Below are 17,185 nucleotides of genomic sequence, written 5' to 3' on the forward strand. Positions count from 1 at the left end.
GGCGGGTATCAGCCCTCGACGACCTCGGCCGCCGCCATCCACTGAGCCTCCACGTCGGACTCCTCCGCCAGCACGGCGCGGAGTTCGGCGTCGAGCTTCAGCAACCGACCGGAATCGGTCGCGGCGTCGGCGAGCGCGGCGTGCAGCTCCGCTTCCTTCTTGTGCAGCACCTCGAGACGGCGTTCCAGCCGGGCCAGCTCCTTGCGGGCGGCGCGCTGATCGGCGGCGTTGGACGGCGCCTTGCCGGCCGCCGGAGCGGCAGCCTCCCTGTCGCGCATCGAGTCGCGGCGCTTGAGGTACTCCTCGATGCCGCCGGGCAGCTCGGTCAGGCCGCCGTCGCCGAACAGCGCCACGACCTTGTCGCACACGCGCTCGACCAGGTACCGGTCGTGCGAGATCACGACGAGCGTGCCGGCCCACGAGTCGAGCAGGTCTTCCAGCTGCTGCAACGTGTCGATGTCCAGGTCGTTCGTCGGTTCGTCGAGCAGCAGCACGTTCGGCTCGGCCATCAGCAGCCGGCACAGCTGCAGCCGCCGGCGCTCGCCACCGGACAGGTCCGACACGGGCGTCCACTGCTTCTGCGCCGAGAACCCGAACCTCTCGCCCAGCTGTGACGCCGACATCTCGTACTTGCCGAGCACGACGCGCCTCGCGACCTCCTCGATCGCCTCCAGCACGCGCATCGACCCGTTCAGGTCGAGCAGCTCCTGCGAGAGGTGCGCGATCTTGACCGTCTGGCCCTGGATCCGCTTGCCCGTCTCGGTTTCCCGTTCTCCGGCCAGCAGCTTCAGCAACGTCGTCTTGCCGGAGCCGTTGACGCCGACCAGACCGATCCGCTCGCCGGGGCCGATGCGCCACGTCAAGTTGCGCACCAGGTACCGGTCCGGAATGGACAGTGTGACGTCCTCGAGCTCGATCACCGTGCGTCCCAGGCGCTTCTTGGCGAACGCGAGCAGCTCCACGTTGTCCCGCAACGGCGGCACGTCCGCGATCAGTGCCTCGGCGGCCTCGATCCGGTAGCGCGGCTTCGAGGTCCGGGCGGGCGCGCCGCGGCGCAACCAGGCGAGCTCCTTGCGCGCCAGGTTCTGCCGCTTCTCCTCCAGCACGCCCGCGAGCCGGGTCCGCTCGGCGCGGGCGTAGATCCAGTCGGCGTAGCCGCCCTCGTACTGCTCGACCTTGCCCTGCACCACTTCCCACGTGCGGTTGCAGACCGTGTCGAGGAACCACCGGTCGTGGGTGACGACGACGAGCGCGCACTTGCGGGCCAGCAGGTGCTCCGCGAGCCACCGCACGCCCTCGACGTCGAGGTGGTTCGTCGGCTCGTCGAGCACGAGGAGCTCGAGGTCCTGGATCAGCGCGGCCGCGAGCGCGACCCGGCGCCGCTCGCCACCGGACATCGTGGAGACCACGGAGTCCAGACCCAGTGCCGTGATCCCGAGTCCGTCCAAAATGGATCGAACGCGGGCGTCGGCCGCCCACTCGTGCTCGGCGTCGAACCCGAGCGGGTCGATCACCGCGTTGCGCACCGTGGAACCGTGCGGCAGTTCGGTCCGCTGCGTCACGACGGCCATCCGCAGATCGCGCGACCGCGACACCCGGCCGTCGTCGGCGGGCTCCACCCCGGCCAGCACCTCGAGCAGCGTCGTCTTGCCACCGCCGTTCAGGCCGACGACACCGATGCGGTCGCCCTCGTTGACGCCGAGCGACACGCCGTCGAGCAGCGGCCGGACGCCGAACGACTTCGACACGGACTCCAGGTTGACCAGGTTGGCCATCAAAACCTCACGACTAGTAAGAAACTGCCCGATGCAGGCTACCCAGCAGGACCAAAGCCCTCGGCTACGCGTGCACCTCGGGGGGCGCGGGCTTGGGCTCCTCAGTCGCGATCACACGCGCTCCTGGGACCGGCCCGTGCGCCACCCGCACCGTCCGGCACACACCGGCACCGGCGAGTTCGGCGGCCACGCGGACCGCCGTGTCGCCGTCCTCGCACAGGAACGCCGTCGTGGGGCCTGATCCGGACACGATGCCGGCCAGCGCGCCCGCGTCGACGCCCGCGCGCAGAGTGCGGCGCAGGTTCGGGCGCAACGAGACGGCAGCGGCCTGGAGGTCGTTGCCCAGCAGCAGAGCGAGCTGACGGGGGTCGCCGGAGGACAGGCCCTCCAGCACGGCCTCGACCGCGCCGACGCGCGGCGGGTCTCCCTCGGCGCGCAGGCGGTCCAGCTCGTCGAACACGTCCGGAGTGGACAGTCCGCGGCGGTCGAACGCCAGCACCCAGTGGAACTGGTGGCGACCCAGCACGGGCACGATCCGCTCGCCGCGGCCGGTGCCCAGAGCGGTGGAGCCGTACAGGGCGAAGGGAACGTCCGCGCCGAGCTTCCCGGCCAGTTCGGCCAGCTCGTCGCGGCTGATGTCCAGGCGCCACAACGACGACAGGCCGACCAGCGCCGCCGCCGCGTCCGCGCTGCCGCCCGCCATGCCGCCCGCGACCGGGATGGCCTTGCGGATGACGACGCGGACCTTGGGGTCGTCCGCGTCCTTGCCGACGTGGGTGGCCAGCAGCTGGACCGCGCGCCAGGCGAGGTTCGAGGCTCCGGTGGGCACCTGGTCGGCGCCCTCGCCGTACACCTCGACTCCTGGCTCGTCGGCGACCGCGACCGTGACCTCGTCGACCAGGGACAGCGCCTGGAAGATCGTCACCAGGTCGTGGTAACCGTCCGGGCGCACGTCTCCTACGGCCAGGTGCAGGTTGACCTTGGCCGGGACGCGAACTGTGACCGGGGGTGGAACGACTGCGAGCACCATGTCAGCGTACGGGCGTTCTGGTGTCCCGGACTCCTCCCCCGGCCACTGTCACCGTCAGACCGGGATGACCGAACCGTTGAAGGTCTGCTTGATGTAGTCCTTGACCTGCTGCGATCCGAGCAGCTCCGCCAGGTCCCTGACGCGCTTGTCGTCCTTGAGCTCGGTCCGCGTGACCAGGCCGTTCGCGTTCGGGTTGCCCTCGGCCTTCTCCAGCGCGAGCGAGTCGGTGGCGGGCTTGAGGCCGGCGTCGATGGCGTAGTTGCCGTTGATCACGGACGCGTCGGTGTCCTCCAGCGAACGCGGCAGCTGAGCGGCCTCCAAGGGCACGAACTGCAGGTTCCTGGGGTTCTCCGCGAGGTCGCGCACGGTCGGTTGGTCCATGGCCTTGAGCTTGATCAGGCCGTTGGCTTCCAGCAGCTTCAGGCCACGGGCCTCGTTGGTGGCGTCGTTGGCGACGGCGATCTTGGCGCCGGACGGCAGCTCGTCGAGCTTCTTGACCTTCTTCGAGTACAGGCCGAGCGGCTCGACGTGGACGGGCTCGACCCACTCGACCTTCGCGCCGCTCTCCTTGGTGAACGTCTCCAGGTACGGGACGGTCTGGAAGTAGTTGGCGTCGAGCGACCCGTCGACCAGCGCCGTGTTCGGCTGCACGTAGTCGGTGAACTCGACGACCTCGATCTTGAGACCCTTCGACGCGGCGAGGTTGTCGGCCACGTACTTGAGGATCTGGGCGTGCGGGACCGGCGAGACACCGACCTTGAGCGTGTCGGACGCACTGGCACCCGACGAGCAAGCGGACAGAGCAGTCAAACCGGTCAAAGCGACTGCGATCAGGGCAGCACGAATACGCATGACGTTCCTTTTGAGAAATTGCTACGGGTCAGACGGAGGCGTGCCGGCGCCGGTCGGACGCACGGGCGGCACGGGTGAAACCGAGTTGGATCACGGTGGTGAGCACGGCGAGCCACGCCACGGTGCTCCACAGGATCCGGTCGTTGAAGCGCTGGTAACCCTCGCGGATCGCCAGGTCGCCGAGGCCGCCACCACCGATCACGCCGGCCATCGCCGAGTAGCCGATCAGGGCGATCACGGTGACGCCGATGGCGTTGATCAGCGCGGGCAGCGACTCGCGGATCAGCACGCTGCGCACGATCCTCAACGTCGAGGCGCCGGTCGTGATCGCGGCCTCGACCACGGTCACGTGCACCTCGGACAGGATGTTCTGCACGAGGCGCCCCACGAACGGGATGGCGCCCACGGCCAGCGGCACGATGACGGCCGTGCTGCCGATGGAGCCGCCGACGATGAGGCGGGTGACCGACGTGAGCGCGACGAGCAGCACGATGAACGGCATCGAGCGGCCCAGGTCGGTGACGAAGCTCAGGATCCTGTGCACCGCGGTGTTCGGCCGCAACCCGCCCTTGGCGGTGAGCTGCAGCCAGACACCTACGGGAACTCCGAGAACGGTGGCGATGACGGTGGAGACGCCGACCATGTACAGCGTCTCGCCGGTTGCTTCGAGAAGGAACGAGAAAACGTCGGACCAGGGTGTTGCAGACCTCACGCAGCTACTCCCTGGGGGCCCTTCAGGGACCTCTGCACCGAGCCGCCGGCCTCGCCGATCCACTCCAGGGCGGAGTCCGAGCGCTCTCCGTTCAGGCCGAGCCGGAAGCGCGCGACCGGGGTCTCGCCCAGGCGCGTCAGACCGCCGCCGACGATGTTCAGCTCGACGCCGAACCGGTGCGCGGCCTCGGGCAGCAACGCGCCGACCGCGGCGAACCCGACGAGCACGACGTCCGCGACGCGGTCGTAGCTGCTCTCGTTGATCGGGTTCAGATCGACGGCGGGCAGCAGCGCACTGCTCGTGCGGCTCGCGACGTCGTTGACCAGGTCCAGAACCTTGCCGTGCTCGACGACGCGGCCCTGCTCCAGCACAGCGACGTCATCGCAGATCTTGCGGACCACGCCCATGTCGTGCGTGACGACGAGAACGGTCACACCCAGCTCGGCGCGCGCACGGTCGAGCACGGTCAGCACGGAACCGGTGGTCTCCGGGTCCAGAGCGCTGGTCGGCTCGTCGGCGAGCAGCACGGACGGGTTGGCGGCGAGGGCGCGCGCCACGGCGATGCGCTGGCGCTGCCCGCCGGACAGCTGGTCGGGGTAGGAGGCGGCCTTGTCGGTCAGCCCGACGAGGTCCAGCAGCTCGCCCACACGGGTGCGGCGCTGCGGTCCGGGGATGCCCGCGGACTCCAGCGGCAGGGCGATGTTGCCGGCGGCCGTGCGCTGACGGAGGAGCGAATCCCCTTGCGGCACAACGCCGATCTGGCGGCGGGCGGCACGCAGGGCCGACCCGTCGAGGCTGGTGATGTCAGTGCCGTCGACGCGGATCGCACCCGAGTCGGGACGCTCCAGCAGCGCGACGCACCGGGCGAGCGTCGACTTGCCGGCGCCACTCGGACCGACGACGCCGAGCACGGTTCCGGCCTCGACGTCGAGGGTCACGCCGTTGAGGGCACTGACGCCCTGGAAGGACTTGGTGAGGTTTTCGACAGTGATCACGTCTGCTCCACGGCTGCGCGCGACGGCACACTGTCCGTTTGAGACGGACGTGCGCGGTCGAAGTTTCTGCTCAGGTGTGTGCGCCACTCGATGACTGAGTGCGCGTCAAAGGACTCTGAAAAGGCGCCTTAGACGAGGTGGCGACGACATGCAGAAGACGAGCGACGGCACTGGTCGATGACTCGACGGCGCGTCAGCATTCGCACGGTACCCATGGTGCTCCTCCATCGGTCCTGGCGTTAGCACCTGCCCGCATCCAGCGGGTGGTTGCTGCGACGTCGTAGAGCCAGGTCTCTCAGTCGCTCCGGATGGCAAGTAGCAGTCAACCGGACGGACGTTCGGTTGCGCAAGCCAGATTCCGATTCGTTCGACAGATCACACTGTTGGCCGAAGGATCCCCGGCCTAGACCTCGGCGATCCGGATGAAGTCGATCACGCTCAGCTGCTCGCCTCGAACCTGGGGATCCACACCAGCTTCGGCGAGCAGTTCGTCAATGTTTCCCGGGTTGCCGGCCCAGCCCTTCAACGCCGCCCGCAGCGTCTTGCGGCGCTGCGCGAAAGCGGCGTCGACGATCGCGAAGAGCTTCTTCCGGTCCACTGTGGACAGCGGCTTTTCGTGACGCTGGAACCACACCAGGCCCGAGTCGACGTTGGGTGCCGGCCAGAAGACGTTCTTGCCGATGGAGCCGGCCTTCTTGGACTCCGCGTACCAGGCGAGCTTCACACTCGGGACGCCGTAGATCTTGTTGCCGGGCTTCGCCGCCATCCGGTCGGCCACCTCGGCCTGGACCATGACCAGACCCTTCTGGAGGCTCGGGAGTTCGGCCAGGAGGTGCAGCACCACGGGGACCGCGACGTTGTACGGGAGGTTCGCGACGATCGCGGTCGGTAGGACCGGCAGGTCCTCTTGGGTGACTTTCATGGCGTCTTTGAGGACGACGTGCAGCTTGCCCGCGTTGTCCGGGTCCATCTCGGCGACCGTCTGAGGCAGCCGCTGCGCCAGTGGCGGGTCGATCTCGACCGCCACGACCTGTTTGGCGGCGGGCAGCAGGGCGAGCGTCAGGGAGCCGAGGCCGGGGCCGACCTCCAGGACCACGTCGTCGTCCGTCAGCCCGGCCGCGGCGACGATCTTGCGGACCGTGTTCGGGTCGTGCACGAAGTTCTGGCCGAGCTTCTTGGTCGGGCGGATGCCCAGCTCTTCAGCCAGACGACGAACTTCGGCAGGTCCCAGCAGGCTCACCGGTGCATTCTCGCAGGCTCGCCCGTGGAGGGACGGGCTGGGACCGCGGTCGTGGGCCTGATGGGCAGCACCGAGCCGGTGCCGGTCATCGCCGCTTGACCGGCGGCCTGGGTTCACCCGCCTCGGCAACGACGAAGGCCGCCCGTGGCGAACCAGGGCGGCCTTGTCAGGGGGACGGAGAGGGTTGTGCGTGTTTACGGCAGGCCGAGCTTGGCGCGGCAGCCCGGCCACGCGCCGTACGTGCCGCCGGCGCGGTCGCGGAGCTTGGTCGCGATGGCGATCTGCTGCTCGCGCGTCGCCTGGTGCGGAAGCTGCGCGTACGCGGTGCCGCCGTTGGCCGCCCAGGTGCCCGCGTTGAACTGGAGACCGCCGTAGTACCCGTTGCCGGTGTTGATGGCCCAGTTGCCGCCCGCCTCGCACTGCGCGAGACGGTCCCAGACAGCACCGTCGGGCAGCGGCTTGGTGCCGACGGTGATCTTCTTCGGCTTCGGCTCCTTGGTGACCTTGCCGCCGATCTTCTCGCGGCTGATCTCCTTGCCGTTCTTCACCGTCACGCGGTACGTCGACGTCTGCTCGCCCGGCGCGCCGGGGTCGGTGACGGTCTGCTCGCCCGCGTTCATGTTCGGGTCGTTGGTCTTCTCGACCGGCGGCGCGACGGGCTCGTTCACGTTGATGACCGTGACGCCGGTGCGCGAGATGTAGACCTCGGCGCCGGTCGCGAGCTTCACGTCCATGCCGGACGCGACGGCGTCCTCGGGGCCGAGGCTGAGGTTCTCGGCCTTCAACAGCTCGTCGACGGTCAGTGCGGTCGTCTGGACCTCGCGGACCGGGTTCGCGCCGTCGAAGAGCTTGATGTTCTTGCGGGTCTTGACCTCGACGCTCATGCCCTCGAGCGGCACGTCGTGCGAGCCGGGCGCGGACATCCAGGCGCCTTCGAGCGGCACGCCGAACTGCTTGGCGGCCTCCTCGACGGTGACCGAGCGGACCCAGTCCTCGCGGGCCTGGCCGTCGATGCTCATCTTGACCAGGCGGCCGCGGTCGAGGCTGATCTTGCCGCCGTCGGAGACCGGGGCGTTCAGCGAGGGCGACAGGGCGTCGTGCTCACCGACGACGATGCCCTCTTCCGCCAGGACCTCGCCGACCGTGCCCTCGTAGGAGTGGACGGTCTGCATCGCGCCGTCGACCTCGACGGTCAGCGACTTGTCCATCGCCATCGCGGTCACGCCGCCACCGGAGATCGACACCAGCACCGCGGCGACCGTGCCCTTGAGGAAGCGGCGCTTCCACGTCGAGGCGGCCTTGACGAGGACCTGAGGGTCCCGCAGTTCCTCTTCCTCCGACGGGAGGACGAGGGGCGGCATGATCGTCGTCTCGGCGTTGATGAGACGGATCAGCTCGTCGACGTCCACGTTCGCCGAGGCGAGCAGGTCGTCGGCGTCGGGGCCGAGCACGTCGAGCACGTCCGCGGGCGTGATGGTCAGCGCACCGGCGGGGAAGCTCGGGTGGGGATCAGCGACGTCAACCGCCGTGCCGCCGACCGGCGTGAACCAGTCGGTGTCGTCGTTGAAGTCGTACGGAGCAGCAGCTCTGTCGCTACCAGACAAGGGTCGATACCTCCATTGCGGAAGCTGTGAGGCCACCGCACAGTTGGCGTTGACAAGATCATTCGAGTTGGAGCTCGAAGGTTCCCGGCAACTCCTCCTACGTGGTCTCGCTTCTTCGCGCTTCTGGCTTCGGTCCCGCCCCGACTGCGGGCGTGCTCCGAACCGACTGGGTCGGTTCAGGTGGCACGGTCACGGGACAGTAACGGGGTAGCCGACGTTGCGCAAACACCCCCGCCAATGTTGTGACGTCAGTCACCCATCGGGGTAGGAACCTCTTGCTCCGTTCGCTCTACGTCGCATTTCAGTGGTCAAGCCCGAACACTCGTTGAGCAGTACGGGTGACAGCGGAGCAGAGTTCAGAAAGATCTTCGTTACGCAACGTGGCGAGATCCCGAATTGTGTAATTCACACAATAGGGTTCGTTTGGGCGGCCCCGGAACGGATGGGGCGTCAGGAACGGGGCGTCCGTCTCGACGAGCAGCTGATCCTGGGGCACCAGGGCCGCCGCCTCCCGCAGCGCACGGGCGTTCTTGAACGTCACCGGGCCCGCGAACGACAGCACGTACCCCGCGTCGACACAGCGACGAGCGAAGTCCGCGTCACCGGAGAAGCAGTGGAACACCACAGTGGACGGTGCGCCCTCGCTGTCGAGGATCTTGAGGATGTCCTCGTGCGCGTCCCTGTCGTGGATCATCAACGGCTTCCCGACTCGCTTGGAAAGGTCGATGTGCCAACGGAAGGCCTCGTGCTGAGCGGCCGGCGGCGAGTAGTCCCAGTAATAGTCCAGACCGGTCTCGCCGATCGCGACCACGCGGGGCAGAACGGCCAACCGCTCCAGTTCGGCCTTCTCCGCGTCCCCGAACGAAGAGGTGCGCGTCGGGTGCACGGCCACCGCCGCGTAGACCCGCGGGTCCCAAGTGGACGCCTCGGCGGCCCACTGCGCGGCCAACAGGTCGTCCGCCACGGTGATCACGTGCGAGACGCCGGCGGCCTCCGCCCGATCGAGCAGGACCGCCACGTCGGCCGCGTCGACGGCCCCGCACGCGTCGAGATGGGTGTGGGCGTCGATCACCGGTGCCGGAAGAGCTTCCGGCACCGGCGGTCGTTCACGCTTGTCCGCCACTACTCGGTCACGATCGGAGCCCACTCGGGCCCGACCTCGCCCAGCTTCGAGTCCAGCTTCGTGAACAACGGGGACGGCTTCTGCAGCGGCCGGCCGACCTCGAGCGGCGTCGACTCCCACTTGGCCTGCTCACCGGCGTAGTCACCGGTCAGCACCGGGTACGAACGGTCGGGGATGTCCAGGTCGTCGACCTCGGTCATCTCCGGCTGTGCGGCCCACACGCCGGTGCCGCCCAACGCCTCGTGCACCTTCTGCGCCGAGTGCGGCAGGAACGGCGTCATCAGCGTGTTCGCGTCCTGCACGACCTGCAGTGCCGTGTGCAGCACCGAGTCGCGGCGGTCCAGGTCGTCCTTGAGCTTCCACGGCTCCTGGTCGGACAGGTACTTGTTCGCCAGCGAGATCACGCGCATGGCCTCGCCGGAGGCCTGCTTGAACCGCGAACGGCGCAGGTGCGCGCCGACCGTGTCGAACGCCGCCTTGGACTGCGCGAGCAGCTCGTGGTCGGCGGGCGTCAGCGCGGTGGCCTTCGGGATCGCGCCGACGTTCTTGTGCGCCATCGAGATCGAGCGGTTGACCAGGTTGCCCCACTCGTTCGCCAGCTCGAAGTTCGTCCGGCGGACGAACTCCTCCCAGGTGAAGTCGGTGTCCTGGTTCTCGGGACCCGCGACGGAGATGAAGTACCGCAGCGCGTCCGGCCCGAACTCCTTCAGGAAGTCGCCGACGTAGATCACGGTGCCGCGCGAGGTCGAGAACTTCGAGCCGCTCATCGTCAGGTACTCCGACGACACGACCTCGGTCGGCAGGTTCAGCGTGCCGAACCGGCCGGGCTCGCCGCCCTTGTCGCCCGCGCCGTTCTGCCCGAGCAGCAGCGACGGCCAGATGAGCGAGTGGAAGACGATGTTGTCCTTGCCCATGAAGTAGTAGCTCTGGGCGTCGCCCGTCCAGAACTCCTTCCAGGCATCGGGGTTCCCGGTGCGCCGCGCCCACTCGACGGAGGCGCTCAGGTAGCCGATCACCGCGTCGAACCACACGTAGAACCGCTTCATCGGCTGGTCGCTCCACCCGTCGAGCGGGATCGGCACACCCCAGTCGAGGTCGCGGGTGATGGCGCGCGGCCGCAGGTCCTTGATCAGGTTCTGCGAGAACTTGAGCACGTTCGGACGCCAGTCCGACCGCGTGCCCATCCAGCTGCTCAGCGAGTCGATGAACGCGGACAGGTCGAGGAACAGGTGCTCGGTCTCGACGAACTTCGGCGTCTCGCCGTTGATCTTCGAACGCGGGTTGATCAGTTCCGACGGGTCGAGCTGGTTGCCGCAGTTGTCGCACTGGTCGCCGCGCGCGCCCTCGTAACCGCAGATCGGGCAGGTGCCCTCGATGTAGCGGTCGGGCAGGGTGCGGCCGGTCGACGGGCTGATGGCGCCCATCTCGGTCTTGGGGACGACGTAGCCGTTCTTCCACAGCGCGGAGAACAGGTCCTGCACCACCTGGTAGTGGTTGCCGGTGGTGGTGCGGGTGAAGAGGTCGTAGGACAGGCCGAGGCCCTGCAGGTCAGAGGCGATGACGCGGTTGTACTTGTCGGCGAGCTCGCGGGCGGTGAGCCCTTCCTTCTCGGCCTGCACCTGGATGGGTGTGCCGTGCTCGTCCGTGCCGCTGACCATGAGCACCCGGTGTCCGGACATCCGCATGTAGCGGGAGAAGACGTCGGACGGGACACCGAAACCGGAGACGTGACCGATGTGCCTGGGGCCGTTTGCATAAGGCCAGGCCACCGCGGTCAGTACGGAGGCACTCATGGACATAGCCTACGGAGGCGGTGCCAGGGGGTTTTCACCGAGTGGGAGGTCTGTTTGTCCGCGACCAGAATGCTGGTGCTCGGCGTGGTCAAGCTCGTCGGCGAGGCACACGGTTACGTGGTGCGCCGCGAGCTGAAGTCGTGGTCGGCGGACAGCTGGGCGAACGTGCAGCCGGGCTCGATCTACCACGCGCTGAAGTCGCTGGCCAAGGACGGCCTGCTGGAGCCGGTGGGCACCGCGGAGTCCGAGGAGGGCCCCGCCCGCACGACCTACAAGATCACCGCGGCTGGTGAGCGCGAGCTGCGCAACCTGCTCTCGCACGCGCTGGCCGACCCGGCCGCCGGCAACGACGAGGTCTCCGCGGGCGTGGCGATGCTCAACCTCGTCCCCCGCAGGCAGGCCGTCGTGATGCTGAAGAACCGCCTGACAGGTCTCGAAGGGCAGCTCGCGCCGACACGGCACGGCATCTCGTCGATGCCGGAGATGGGCAAGCCCGCGCACGTCAGCGAGTTGTTTCGACTGTGGCTCGTCCATCTCGAAGGCCAGGTGCGCTGGACTCGGGAGCTGATCGAACGCCTAGAGGCCGGTGCGTACGAGCTAAGTGACTAGTCAAACTTGATTAGTCCCCGCTAGCCTCTAGTCAAAGTTGACTAGAGGGGATTCAGCCATGATCAAGGCACGCGGCCTCGCGCGCCGATTCACCACGAAGACCGGTCCGGTGGACGCGGTCGCAGGGGTGGACATCGACGTCGCCGAGGGTGAACTGGTGGGGTTCCTCGGGCCGAACGGCGCGGGCAAGTCCACGACGTTGCGCATGCTCACCACGCTGCTGCAACCGACCGCGGGTGAGGCGACCGTCGCCGGGCACGACCTGCTGACCGACCCGGCCGGAGTGCGCCGCAACATCGGTTACGTGGGCCAGAAGAACGGCTCAGGCCAGGACCAGCGGGTCGCCGACGAACTGGAGTTCCAGGCCCGTTTCTACGGCCTGTCCAAGCACGACGCCCGCACGAAGGTCGCCGACCTGCTCGACCGGTTCGACCTGCGGGGCCTGGAGAAGCGCGGCGTCATCACGTTGTCGGGCGGCCAGCAACGCCGGCTCGACATCGCGATGGGCATGCTGCACGACCCGCGGCTGCTGTTCCTCGACGAGCCGTCCACGGCCCTCGACCCGCAGAGCCGCCGCAACCTGTGGGACCACATCAAGCAGCTCAAGGCCGACGGCGTCACGGTCTTCCTGACCACGCACTACCTGGACGAGGCCGACTACCTGAGCGACCGGTTGCTGGTGATCGACCACGGCTCGATCGTGGGCGAGGGCTCACCGGACGACCTCAAGCACCGCGTCTCCGGCGATCTGGTCGTGCTCGGCACCCCGCAGGCCTCGATCGTCGCCTCGAAGTTCGAGAACGCGGTCGTGGACGGCGAGAAGGTCAGCTTCCGCATCCCGAACGGCGACCGCGCGTTGCCGGGACTGCTGCGCGACCTCGACAACATCGGCGTGGAACTGCACTCGGTGCAGGTCCATCGGCCGACGCTCGACGACGTGTTCCTGACCATGACCGGCCGCTCGTTGCGGGAGGAAGTCAATGCTGCATGACACCTGGCTCGTGTTCTCCCGCGTGATGCTTCCGGTGCTGCGCAATCCCGTGGCGATCGTGTTCGGGATCGCCCAGCCGTTGCTCTACCTCGGTCTGTTCGGACCGCTGCTCGGCGACACCGGCTGGCAGTGGTTCGTGCCGGGTCTGCTGGTGCAGATGGCGTTGTTCGGCACGGCCTACGCGGGCTTCTCGCTGCTGCCCGAGGTGCGCACGGGCGTGATGGAACGCCTGCGGGTCACCCCGGTCAGCCGGGTCGCGCTGCTCGTCGGCAGGGTCGGCAAGGACGTCGTGCTGCTGGTCGTGCAGAGCCTGCTGATCATGCTGGCCGCGATGCTGTTCGGTTTCCGGGCGTCGGCCGGGCAGATGCTGCTCGGCCTCGGGCTGGTGGCGTTGCTGGGCATCGCGATCGGCTCGGTGTCGTACGCGATCGCGCTGAAGGTGAAACTGGAGTACGTCTTCGCGTCCGTGCTGTCGGCGTCGATCGTGCCGTTGATGCTGCTCTCCGGCGTGCTGCTGCCGATGTCGAACGGCCCGCAGTGGCTCTACTGGTTGTCGCGGATCAACCCGCTCGCGCACGTCGTCGACGCCGAGCGGTCGATCTTCAACCCCGGCTCGATGGTGTACGGGCTGGTCGCGGTCGCGGCGCTCGTGCTGGTCGGCGTGTTCTACGGCGTGCGGACGTTCAACAAGGAGTCAGCTTGACTTGATCGCCGCGTCGTAGAGCGTCTTCTTGCTGATCCCGGCCGCCTCCGCGACCTCGGCGGCGGCCGACTTCATCCGTTCCCCGTCGGCGACGCGCTGCTTGACCTCGGCGACGAGCGTGTCGAGGTCCGGCGTGTCCGCGATGGGGGCGGGACCGAGCACCACGGTGATCTCGCCGCGTGCGCCTTCCACGGCCCACTCGGCGAGTTCGGCGAGAGTTCCGCGCACGACCTCTTCGTACTTCTTCGTCAGCTCACGGCACACGGCGGCGCGGCGGTCCGGTCCGAGCACCTCGACGGCGTCCGCGAGCGTGTCCGCGAGCCGGTGGGGCGCCTCGAAGAAGACGACGGTGCGTTGTTCGGTGGCCAGAGGTGCGAACCAGCGCTTGCGTTCACCGGACTTGCGCGGCGGGAAGCCGTCGAACGCGAACCGGTCGCTCGGCAGGCCGGACAGGGCGAGCGCCGTCGTCACCGCGGACGGCCCCGGCAGGCAGGTGACCGTCAGGTCCTGCTCGACGCACGCGGCGACGAGCCGGTAGCCGGGATCGGACACGGACGGCATTCCGGCGTCCGTCACGAGCAGCACGGTCGCGCCGTTGTGCAGCGATTCGAGCAGTCCCGGCAGGCGCCCGATCTCGTTCTGGTCGTAGAAGCTGATCACCTTGCCGGACGGCTTGACCTGCAACGCGGCCGCGAGGCTGTGCAGGCGCCGGGTGTCCTCGGCGGCGATCACGTCGGCGGTCTCCAGAGCCTCGATCAGGCGCGCGGAGGCGTCGCGGATGTCCCCGAGAGGGGTGGCTGCCAGGACGAGACGGCCTGAACCGGATACAGGACTCACAAGCTTCACCCTACGATCGGCGGCGTGACAGTCCTCGTGCAGCCAGGAGTGGCGCCCGTCGTCGTCGAGGAGCCGCGTACGGATCGTGCGGCAACGCTCGACCCTCCGCCGTCCGGAGACCGGATGCGCGGATGGCTCATGACGATCGTCGTGACGCTGGTCGGTGCCGTCGTGCGCTTCTGGAACGTCGGTTATCCGACGGACAAGGGCACGCCGATCTTCGACGAGAAGCACTACGTGCCGCAGACGGCGCAGGTGCTGCGCAACGGCGGCTACGAGGACAACCCCGGCTACGAGCTGATCGTCCACCCGCCGCTCGCGAAGCAGCTGATGGCGATCGGCCAGGAGCTCTTCGGCTACGACGGCATCGGCTGGCGGTTCGCCTCGGCGCTCGCGGGTGCGATCACGATCCTGCTGATCGTCCGGATCGCCCGCCGCCTGACCCGTTCGGACCTGCTGGGCGCGCTCGCCGGCGTCCTGCTCATCGCGGACGGCGTCTCGCACGTCCAGTCGCGGATGGGCATGCTCGACATCTTCCTGGCGTTGTTCGTCGTCGCGGCGTTCGGCTGTCTGGTCGTCGACCGCGAACAGATGCGCGAACGTCTGGCCGTGGCCGTGCGCGAGGGCTTCGTCAACAACTCGGCGTTCGGCCCGTGGATCGGCTTCCGCTGGTGGCGCTTCGGTGCGGGCGTGATGCTCGGCGCCGCGTGCGGCATCAAGTGGTCGGGCATCTGGTACATCGCCGCGTTCGGCCTGCTGACCGTCGTCTGGAGCGCGCTGGCACGCAGGGCCGCGGGCGTCGAGGAACCGTGGCTGGGCGCGCTGGCCAAGGACGTGCTGCCGTCGCTGGGCGGCCTGGTCGCCGTCCCGGTGCTGGTCTACGTCGCGACGTGGTTCCCGTGGATGGCCAGCGAGACCGGCATCGACCGGCACGTGGTCGGCGGCAAGGTCAAGGACATCTCGTACGTCCCGGACGTCCTGCAGTCGCTCTGGTACAACGCGAAGAACGTCTACAAGTTCCACGTAGAGCTGGTCACCTCGGAGACCAACCGGCACCCGTGGGAGTCGAAGCCGTGGACGTGGCCGATGGGCCTGCGTCCGATGCTCTACTACTACGACAACTCCGTCACGGGTTGCGGCGCGGCGTCGTGCCTCGGCGCGATCATGCTCATCGGCACGCCCGCGATGTGGTGGCTCGCGTTCCCGGTGATCGGCTGGGCGATCTACCGCACCATCGGCAGGATGGACTGGCGCTACGCCGGCGTCCTGGTCGCCTACGCGGCGGGCCTGCTGCCGTGGTTCCTCAACCTCGACCGGCAGATGTACTTCTTCTACGTCACACCGATGGCGCCGTTCCTGGTGCTGCTGATCGTGCTGGCGCTGGGCGAGATCCTGGGCCGCAAGACCGCGGGCTCCGAACGCCGTGGCACCGGTCTGCTGGTCGTCGCGCTGTACGTGGGCATCGTGGTGGCGAACTTCGTGTGGCTGTGGCCGATCTTGAACGGCAATCCGATCACGCCGGAGATGTGGCAACAGCAACTGTGGCTGCCCAGCTGGCGCTGAGATAATTCGCGTTGGGACTGGGACACCACCGATCCGTTGACTGAGGTCGCCCGCTCCACGGGCAACGCCGGGGTGTCCCTGGTCGACCTGTCCGAGTACTTCTGCGACGAGAAGCAGTGCTGCGCCGTCTGACTAACTCTCGCTGATCTTCAACGCACGCTCCCTGGTCAGGTCTCCTTCGAGTCTGTTGGTGACCTGACCTCGTTGCCACAGCAGGGTCTGCCCGGCCCCCTGCGGCTCCTCGGTGTGCCACTGGCCGTCACGGTCGATGTAGAAGAACGCGTGCGGGTAAGGGATCCAGATCTTGTCGTCGATCAGCTCGACGCCCTCCTGGTGGATCAGCTTGCCGACGGTCGAGCTGATCGTGCCGTCGAACTGGTCGAGCCTCAAGGCTCCGTAGTGCAGCGTGACGAACCGTCCTTCGTGGACGGTGATCCTGTCCGGCTCGCCGAGTTCCGCCGGAAGGTGGATCTCGAACGGCATCTGCTCGCGCGCCTGGTCGAGCGAGACCTCCTGGCTGGGCAACGGAGGCGCGACGCTCGGCGGTGCTTCAGTGCGGAACTCGACGCCGGCGAACTCCAGGAGGTTCTGCACGCCTGCCCGCACCGCCGGGGACACGGCGAAGGCGATCGCGAAGGCCGTCACCGCGGCTACTAGCGCGGCCAGCCAACGGTTTCGGCGGCGCGGGGCGTTGATCCGGGTCAGCACCTGGGCGGTGACGTCCGGCGGTTCGGGCACGTGGATCCGCCGCCCGAGGTCGAGGAGGGCGGCCTCGGCCGGTTCATCGGTCATGGGCCACCTCCTCCAGCATCGGGCGCAGTTTGGCGAGTGCCCTGGACAGCCGCGACTTCACAGTTCCCCTGGCCAGGTTGAGGGTCTGCGCGGTCTCGGCCTCGCTCAGCTCCAGCAGGTACCGGCACGTGACGACCTGGCGATCGTGCTCGGGCAGGCTCTGCACGGCCTTCAGGAGCTGGGCGCGGGAGTCGTCCACGAGCGTGCCGGGGTCGTCGTGGTCGACGGTCTCCGTGACGGTGGCGAGCTTGAGCTCCATCAGGTTGCGCCGCCGCCGGCCGCGGTGCAGGTTCTTGGTCTCGTTGGCGACGATCTTGAGCAGCCACGGCTTGAAGTCGGCATCGGGCTTGAACGTGTGGAGCTTCCGGTACGCCTTCACGAACGCCTCCTGCACCACGTCACCGGCGTCCGCACCCGCCCCGAGCAGGTAGGCCGTCCGGTGCGCGAGCGCGGTGTACCGGGCGACCAGCTCGCCGTAGGCCGCCTGGTCACCTGCGATCGCCCGTGCCACCGCGTCGTCCGTGATGCCCTTCCTACACCGGGAACCTCACTTCGGTTCCCGGTGT

At 68.3% G+C, this 17,185-nt stretch carries 16 protein-coding genes and 1 riboswitch; of the genes, 4 read left to right on the forward strand and 12 right to left on the reverse strand.

What is annotated here, in order from left to right; all coding sequences use genetic code 11:
* Positions 1-8 precede the first annotated feature (8 nt).
* The 9 genes from ACIRG5_RS32445 to metG all read right to left on the reverse strand — a co-directional run bounded on the left by ACIRG5_RS32445 (position 9) and on the right by metG (position 11,124).
* Positions 9-1,775, reverse strand: coding sequence for an ABC-F family ATP-binding cassette domain-containing protein (locus ACIRG5_RS32445; protein ID WP_402911784.1), 1,767 nt, complete (start codon positions 1,773-1,775; stop codon positions 9-11).
* A gap of 64 nt (positions 1,776-1,839) precedes the next feature.
* A complete protein-coding gene (locus ACIRG5_RS32450) occupies positions 1,840-2,802 on the reverse strand; it encodes a 4-(cytidine 5'-diphospho)-2-C-methyl-D-erythritol kinase (RefSeq protein ID WP_402911786.1) in 963 nt (320 codons plus the stop codon).
* A gap of 57 nt (positions 2,803-2,859) precedes the next feature.
* Positions 2,860-3,657 carry a MetQ/NlpA family ABC transporter substrate-binding protein gene (locus ACIRG5_RS32455; protein ID WP_402911788.1) on the reverse strand — a complete coding sequence of 266 codons (798 nt, stop codon included), beginning with the start codon at positions 3,655-3,657 and terminating at the stop codon, positions 2,860-2,862.
* 28 nt (positions 3,658-3,685) lie between these two features.
* Positions 3,686-4,369 (reverse strand): methionine ABC transporter permease, encoded by a 684-nt coding sequence (locus ACIRG5_RS32460; protein ID WP_093606455.1) that lies wholly within the window; start codon positions 4,367-4,369, stop codon positions 3,686-3,688.
* Entirely contained in the window at positions 4,366-5,364 is a 999-nt protein-coding gene (locus ACIRG5_RS32465; RefSeq protein WP_093606456.1) for a methionine ABC transporter ATP-binding protein, read from the reverse strand. The genes ACIRG5_RS32460 and ACIRG5_RS32465 overlap by 4 nt, the downstream gene beginning before the upstream one ends.
* A 221-nt stretch (positions 5,365-5,585) precedes the next feature.
* A riboswitch (SAM riboswitch) is annotated at positions 5,586-5,679 on the reverse strand.
* An 88-nt stretch (positions 5,680-5,767) separates the two neighbouring features.
* Positions 5,768-6,598, reverse strand: a complete 831-nt coding sequence (gene rsmA, locus ACIRG5_RS32470; RefSeq protein WP_402912624.1) for a 16S rRNA (adenine(1518)-N(6)/adenine(1519)-N(6))-dimethyltransferase RsmA — start codon at positions 6,596-6,598, stop codon at positions 5,768-5,770.
* A gap of 200 nt (positions 6,599-6,798) precedes the next feature.
* Positions 6,799-8,208 carry a transglycosylase family protein gene (locus ACIRG5_RS32475; protein WP_402911793.1) on the reverse strand — a complete coding sequence of 470 codons (1,410 nt, stop codon included), beginning with the start codon at positions 8,206-8,208 and terminating at the stop codon, positions 6,799-6,801.
* A gap of 301 nt (positions 8,209-8,509) precedes the next feature.
* Complete coding sequence (locus ACIRG5_RS32480) at positions 8,510-9,304, reverse strand: TatD family hydrolase (protein ID WP_402911795.1); 795 nt, start codon at positions 9,302-9,304, stop codon at positions 8,510-8,512.
* Positions 9,305-9,330: 26 nt separating this feature from the next.
* On the reverse strand, positions 9,331-11,124 hold the full coding sequence (metG, locus tag ACIRG5_RS32485) for a methionine--tRNA ligase (protein ID WP_402911798.1): 1,794 nt from the start codon (positions 11,122-11,124) through the stop codon (positions 9,331-9,333).
* Positions 11,125-11,178: 54 nt separating this feature from the next.
* On the opposite strand from metG, the gene ACIRG5_RS32490 reads away from it, so the two are divergent.
* The 3 genes from ACIRG5_RS32490 to ACIRG5_RS32500 are packed head-to-tail and all read left to right on the forward strand — an operon-like array spanning position 11,179 to position 13,427.
* Positions 11,179-11,733 carry a PadR family transcriptional regulator gene (locus ACIRG5_RS32490; protein ID WP_402911801.1) on the forward strand — a complete coding sequence of 185 codons (555 nt, stop codon included), beginning with the start codon at positions 11,179-11,181 and terminating at the stop codon, positions 11,731-11,733.
* A 58-nt stretch (positions 11,734-11,791) separates the two neighbouring features.
* A complete protein-coding gene (locus tag ACIRG5_RS32495) occupies positions 11,792-12,724 on the forward strand; it encodes an ATP-binding cassette domain-containing protein (RefSeq protein ID WP_402911804.1) in 933 nt (310 codons plus the stop codon).
* A complete protein-coding gene (locus tag ACIRG5_RS32500; RefSeq protein ID WP_402911806.1) occupies positions 12,714-13,427 on the forward strand; it encodes an ABC transporter permease in 714 nt (237 codons plus the stop codon). The genes ACIRG5_RS32495 and ACIRG5_RS32500 overlap by 11 nt, the downstream gene beginning before the upstream one ends.
* On the opposite strand, the gene rsmI is transcribed toward ACIRG5_RS32500, so the two are convergent.
* Entirely contained in the window at positions 13,419-14,264 is an 846-nt protein-coding gene (gene rsmI / locus ACIRG5_RS32505; RefSeq protein ID WP_402911809.1) for a 16S rRNA (cytidine(1402)-2'-O)-methyltransferase, read from the reverse strand. The genes ACIRG5_RS32500 and rsmI overlap by 9 nt on opposite strands.
* Before the next feature lie 24 nt (positions 14,265-14,288).
* Here rsmI and ACIRG5_RS32510 point away from each other — a divergent pair, with 24 nt between their 5' ends.
* A complete protein-coding gene (locus ACIRG5_RS32510; RefSeq protein WP_402911811.1) occupies positions 14,289-15,827 on the forward strand; it encodes a dolichyl-phosphate-mannose--protein mannosyltransferase in 1,539 nt (512 codons plus the stop codon).
* A gap of 132 nt (positions 15,828-15,959) precedes the next feature.
* Here the strand turns inward: ACIRG5_RS32510 and ACIRG5_RS32515 are convergent, their stop codons facing one another.
* The gene (locus ACIRG5_RS32515; RefSeq protein WP_402911813.1) at positions 15,960-16,619 is read right to left on the reverse strand and encodes a hypothetical protein; all 660 of its coding nucleotides are present in this window, start codon (positions 16,617-16,619) and stop codon (positions 15,960-15,962) included.
* Positions 16,609-17,130 (reverse strand): RNA polymerase sigma factor, encoded by a 522-nt coding sequence (locus ACIRG5_RS32520; RefSeq protein ID WP_402911816.1) that lies wholly within the window; start codon positions 17,128-17,130, stop codon positions 16,609-16,611. Before ACIRG5_RS32520 ends, ACIRG5_RS32515 begins: the two co-directional genes overlap by 11 nt.
* Positions 17,131-17,185: the final 55 nt, after the last annotated feature.

Origin of the sequence: Lentzea sp. NPDC102401, assembly GCF_044765805.1 — a bacterium.
Taxonomy (GTDB): Bacteria; Actinomycetota; Actinomycetes; order Mycobacteriales; family Pseudonocardiaceae; genus Lentzea; species Lentzea sokolovensis.

Bases quoted from the DNA above. Each gene is read 5' to 3' on its own strand.
- ACIRG5_RS32455 (WP_402911788.1), bottom strand. From the start codon at position 3,657: ATGCGTATTCGTGCTGCCCTGATCGCAGTCGCTTTGACCGGTTTGACT.
- metG (WP_402911798.1), bottom strand. From the start codon at position 11,124: ATGAGTGCCTCCGTACTGACCGCGGTGGCCTGGCCTTATGCAAACGGC.
- ACIRG5_RS32500 (WP_402911806.1), top strand. From the start codon at position 12,714: ATGCTGCATGACACCTGGCTCGTGTTCTCCCGCGTGATGCTTCCGGTG.
- ACIRG5_RS32515 (WP_402911813.1), bottom strand. From the start codon at position 16,619: ATGACCGATGAACCGGCCGAGGCCGCCCTCCTCGACCTCGGGCGGCGG.
- ACIRG5_RS32495 (WP_402911804.1), top strand. From the start codon at position 11,792: ATGATCAAGGCACGCGGCCTCGCGCGCCGATTCACCACGAAGACCGGT.
- ACIRG5_RS32445 (WP_402911784.1), bottom strand. From the start codon at position 1,775: ATGGCCAACCTGGTCAACCTGGAGTCCGTGTCGAAGTCGTTCGGCGTC.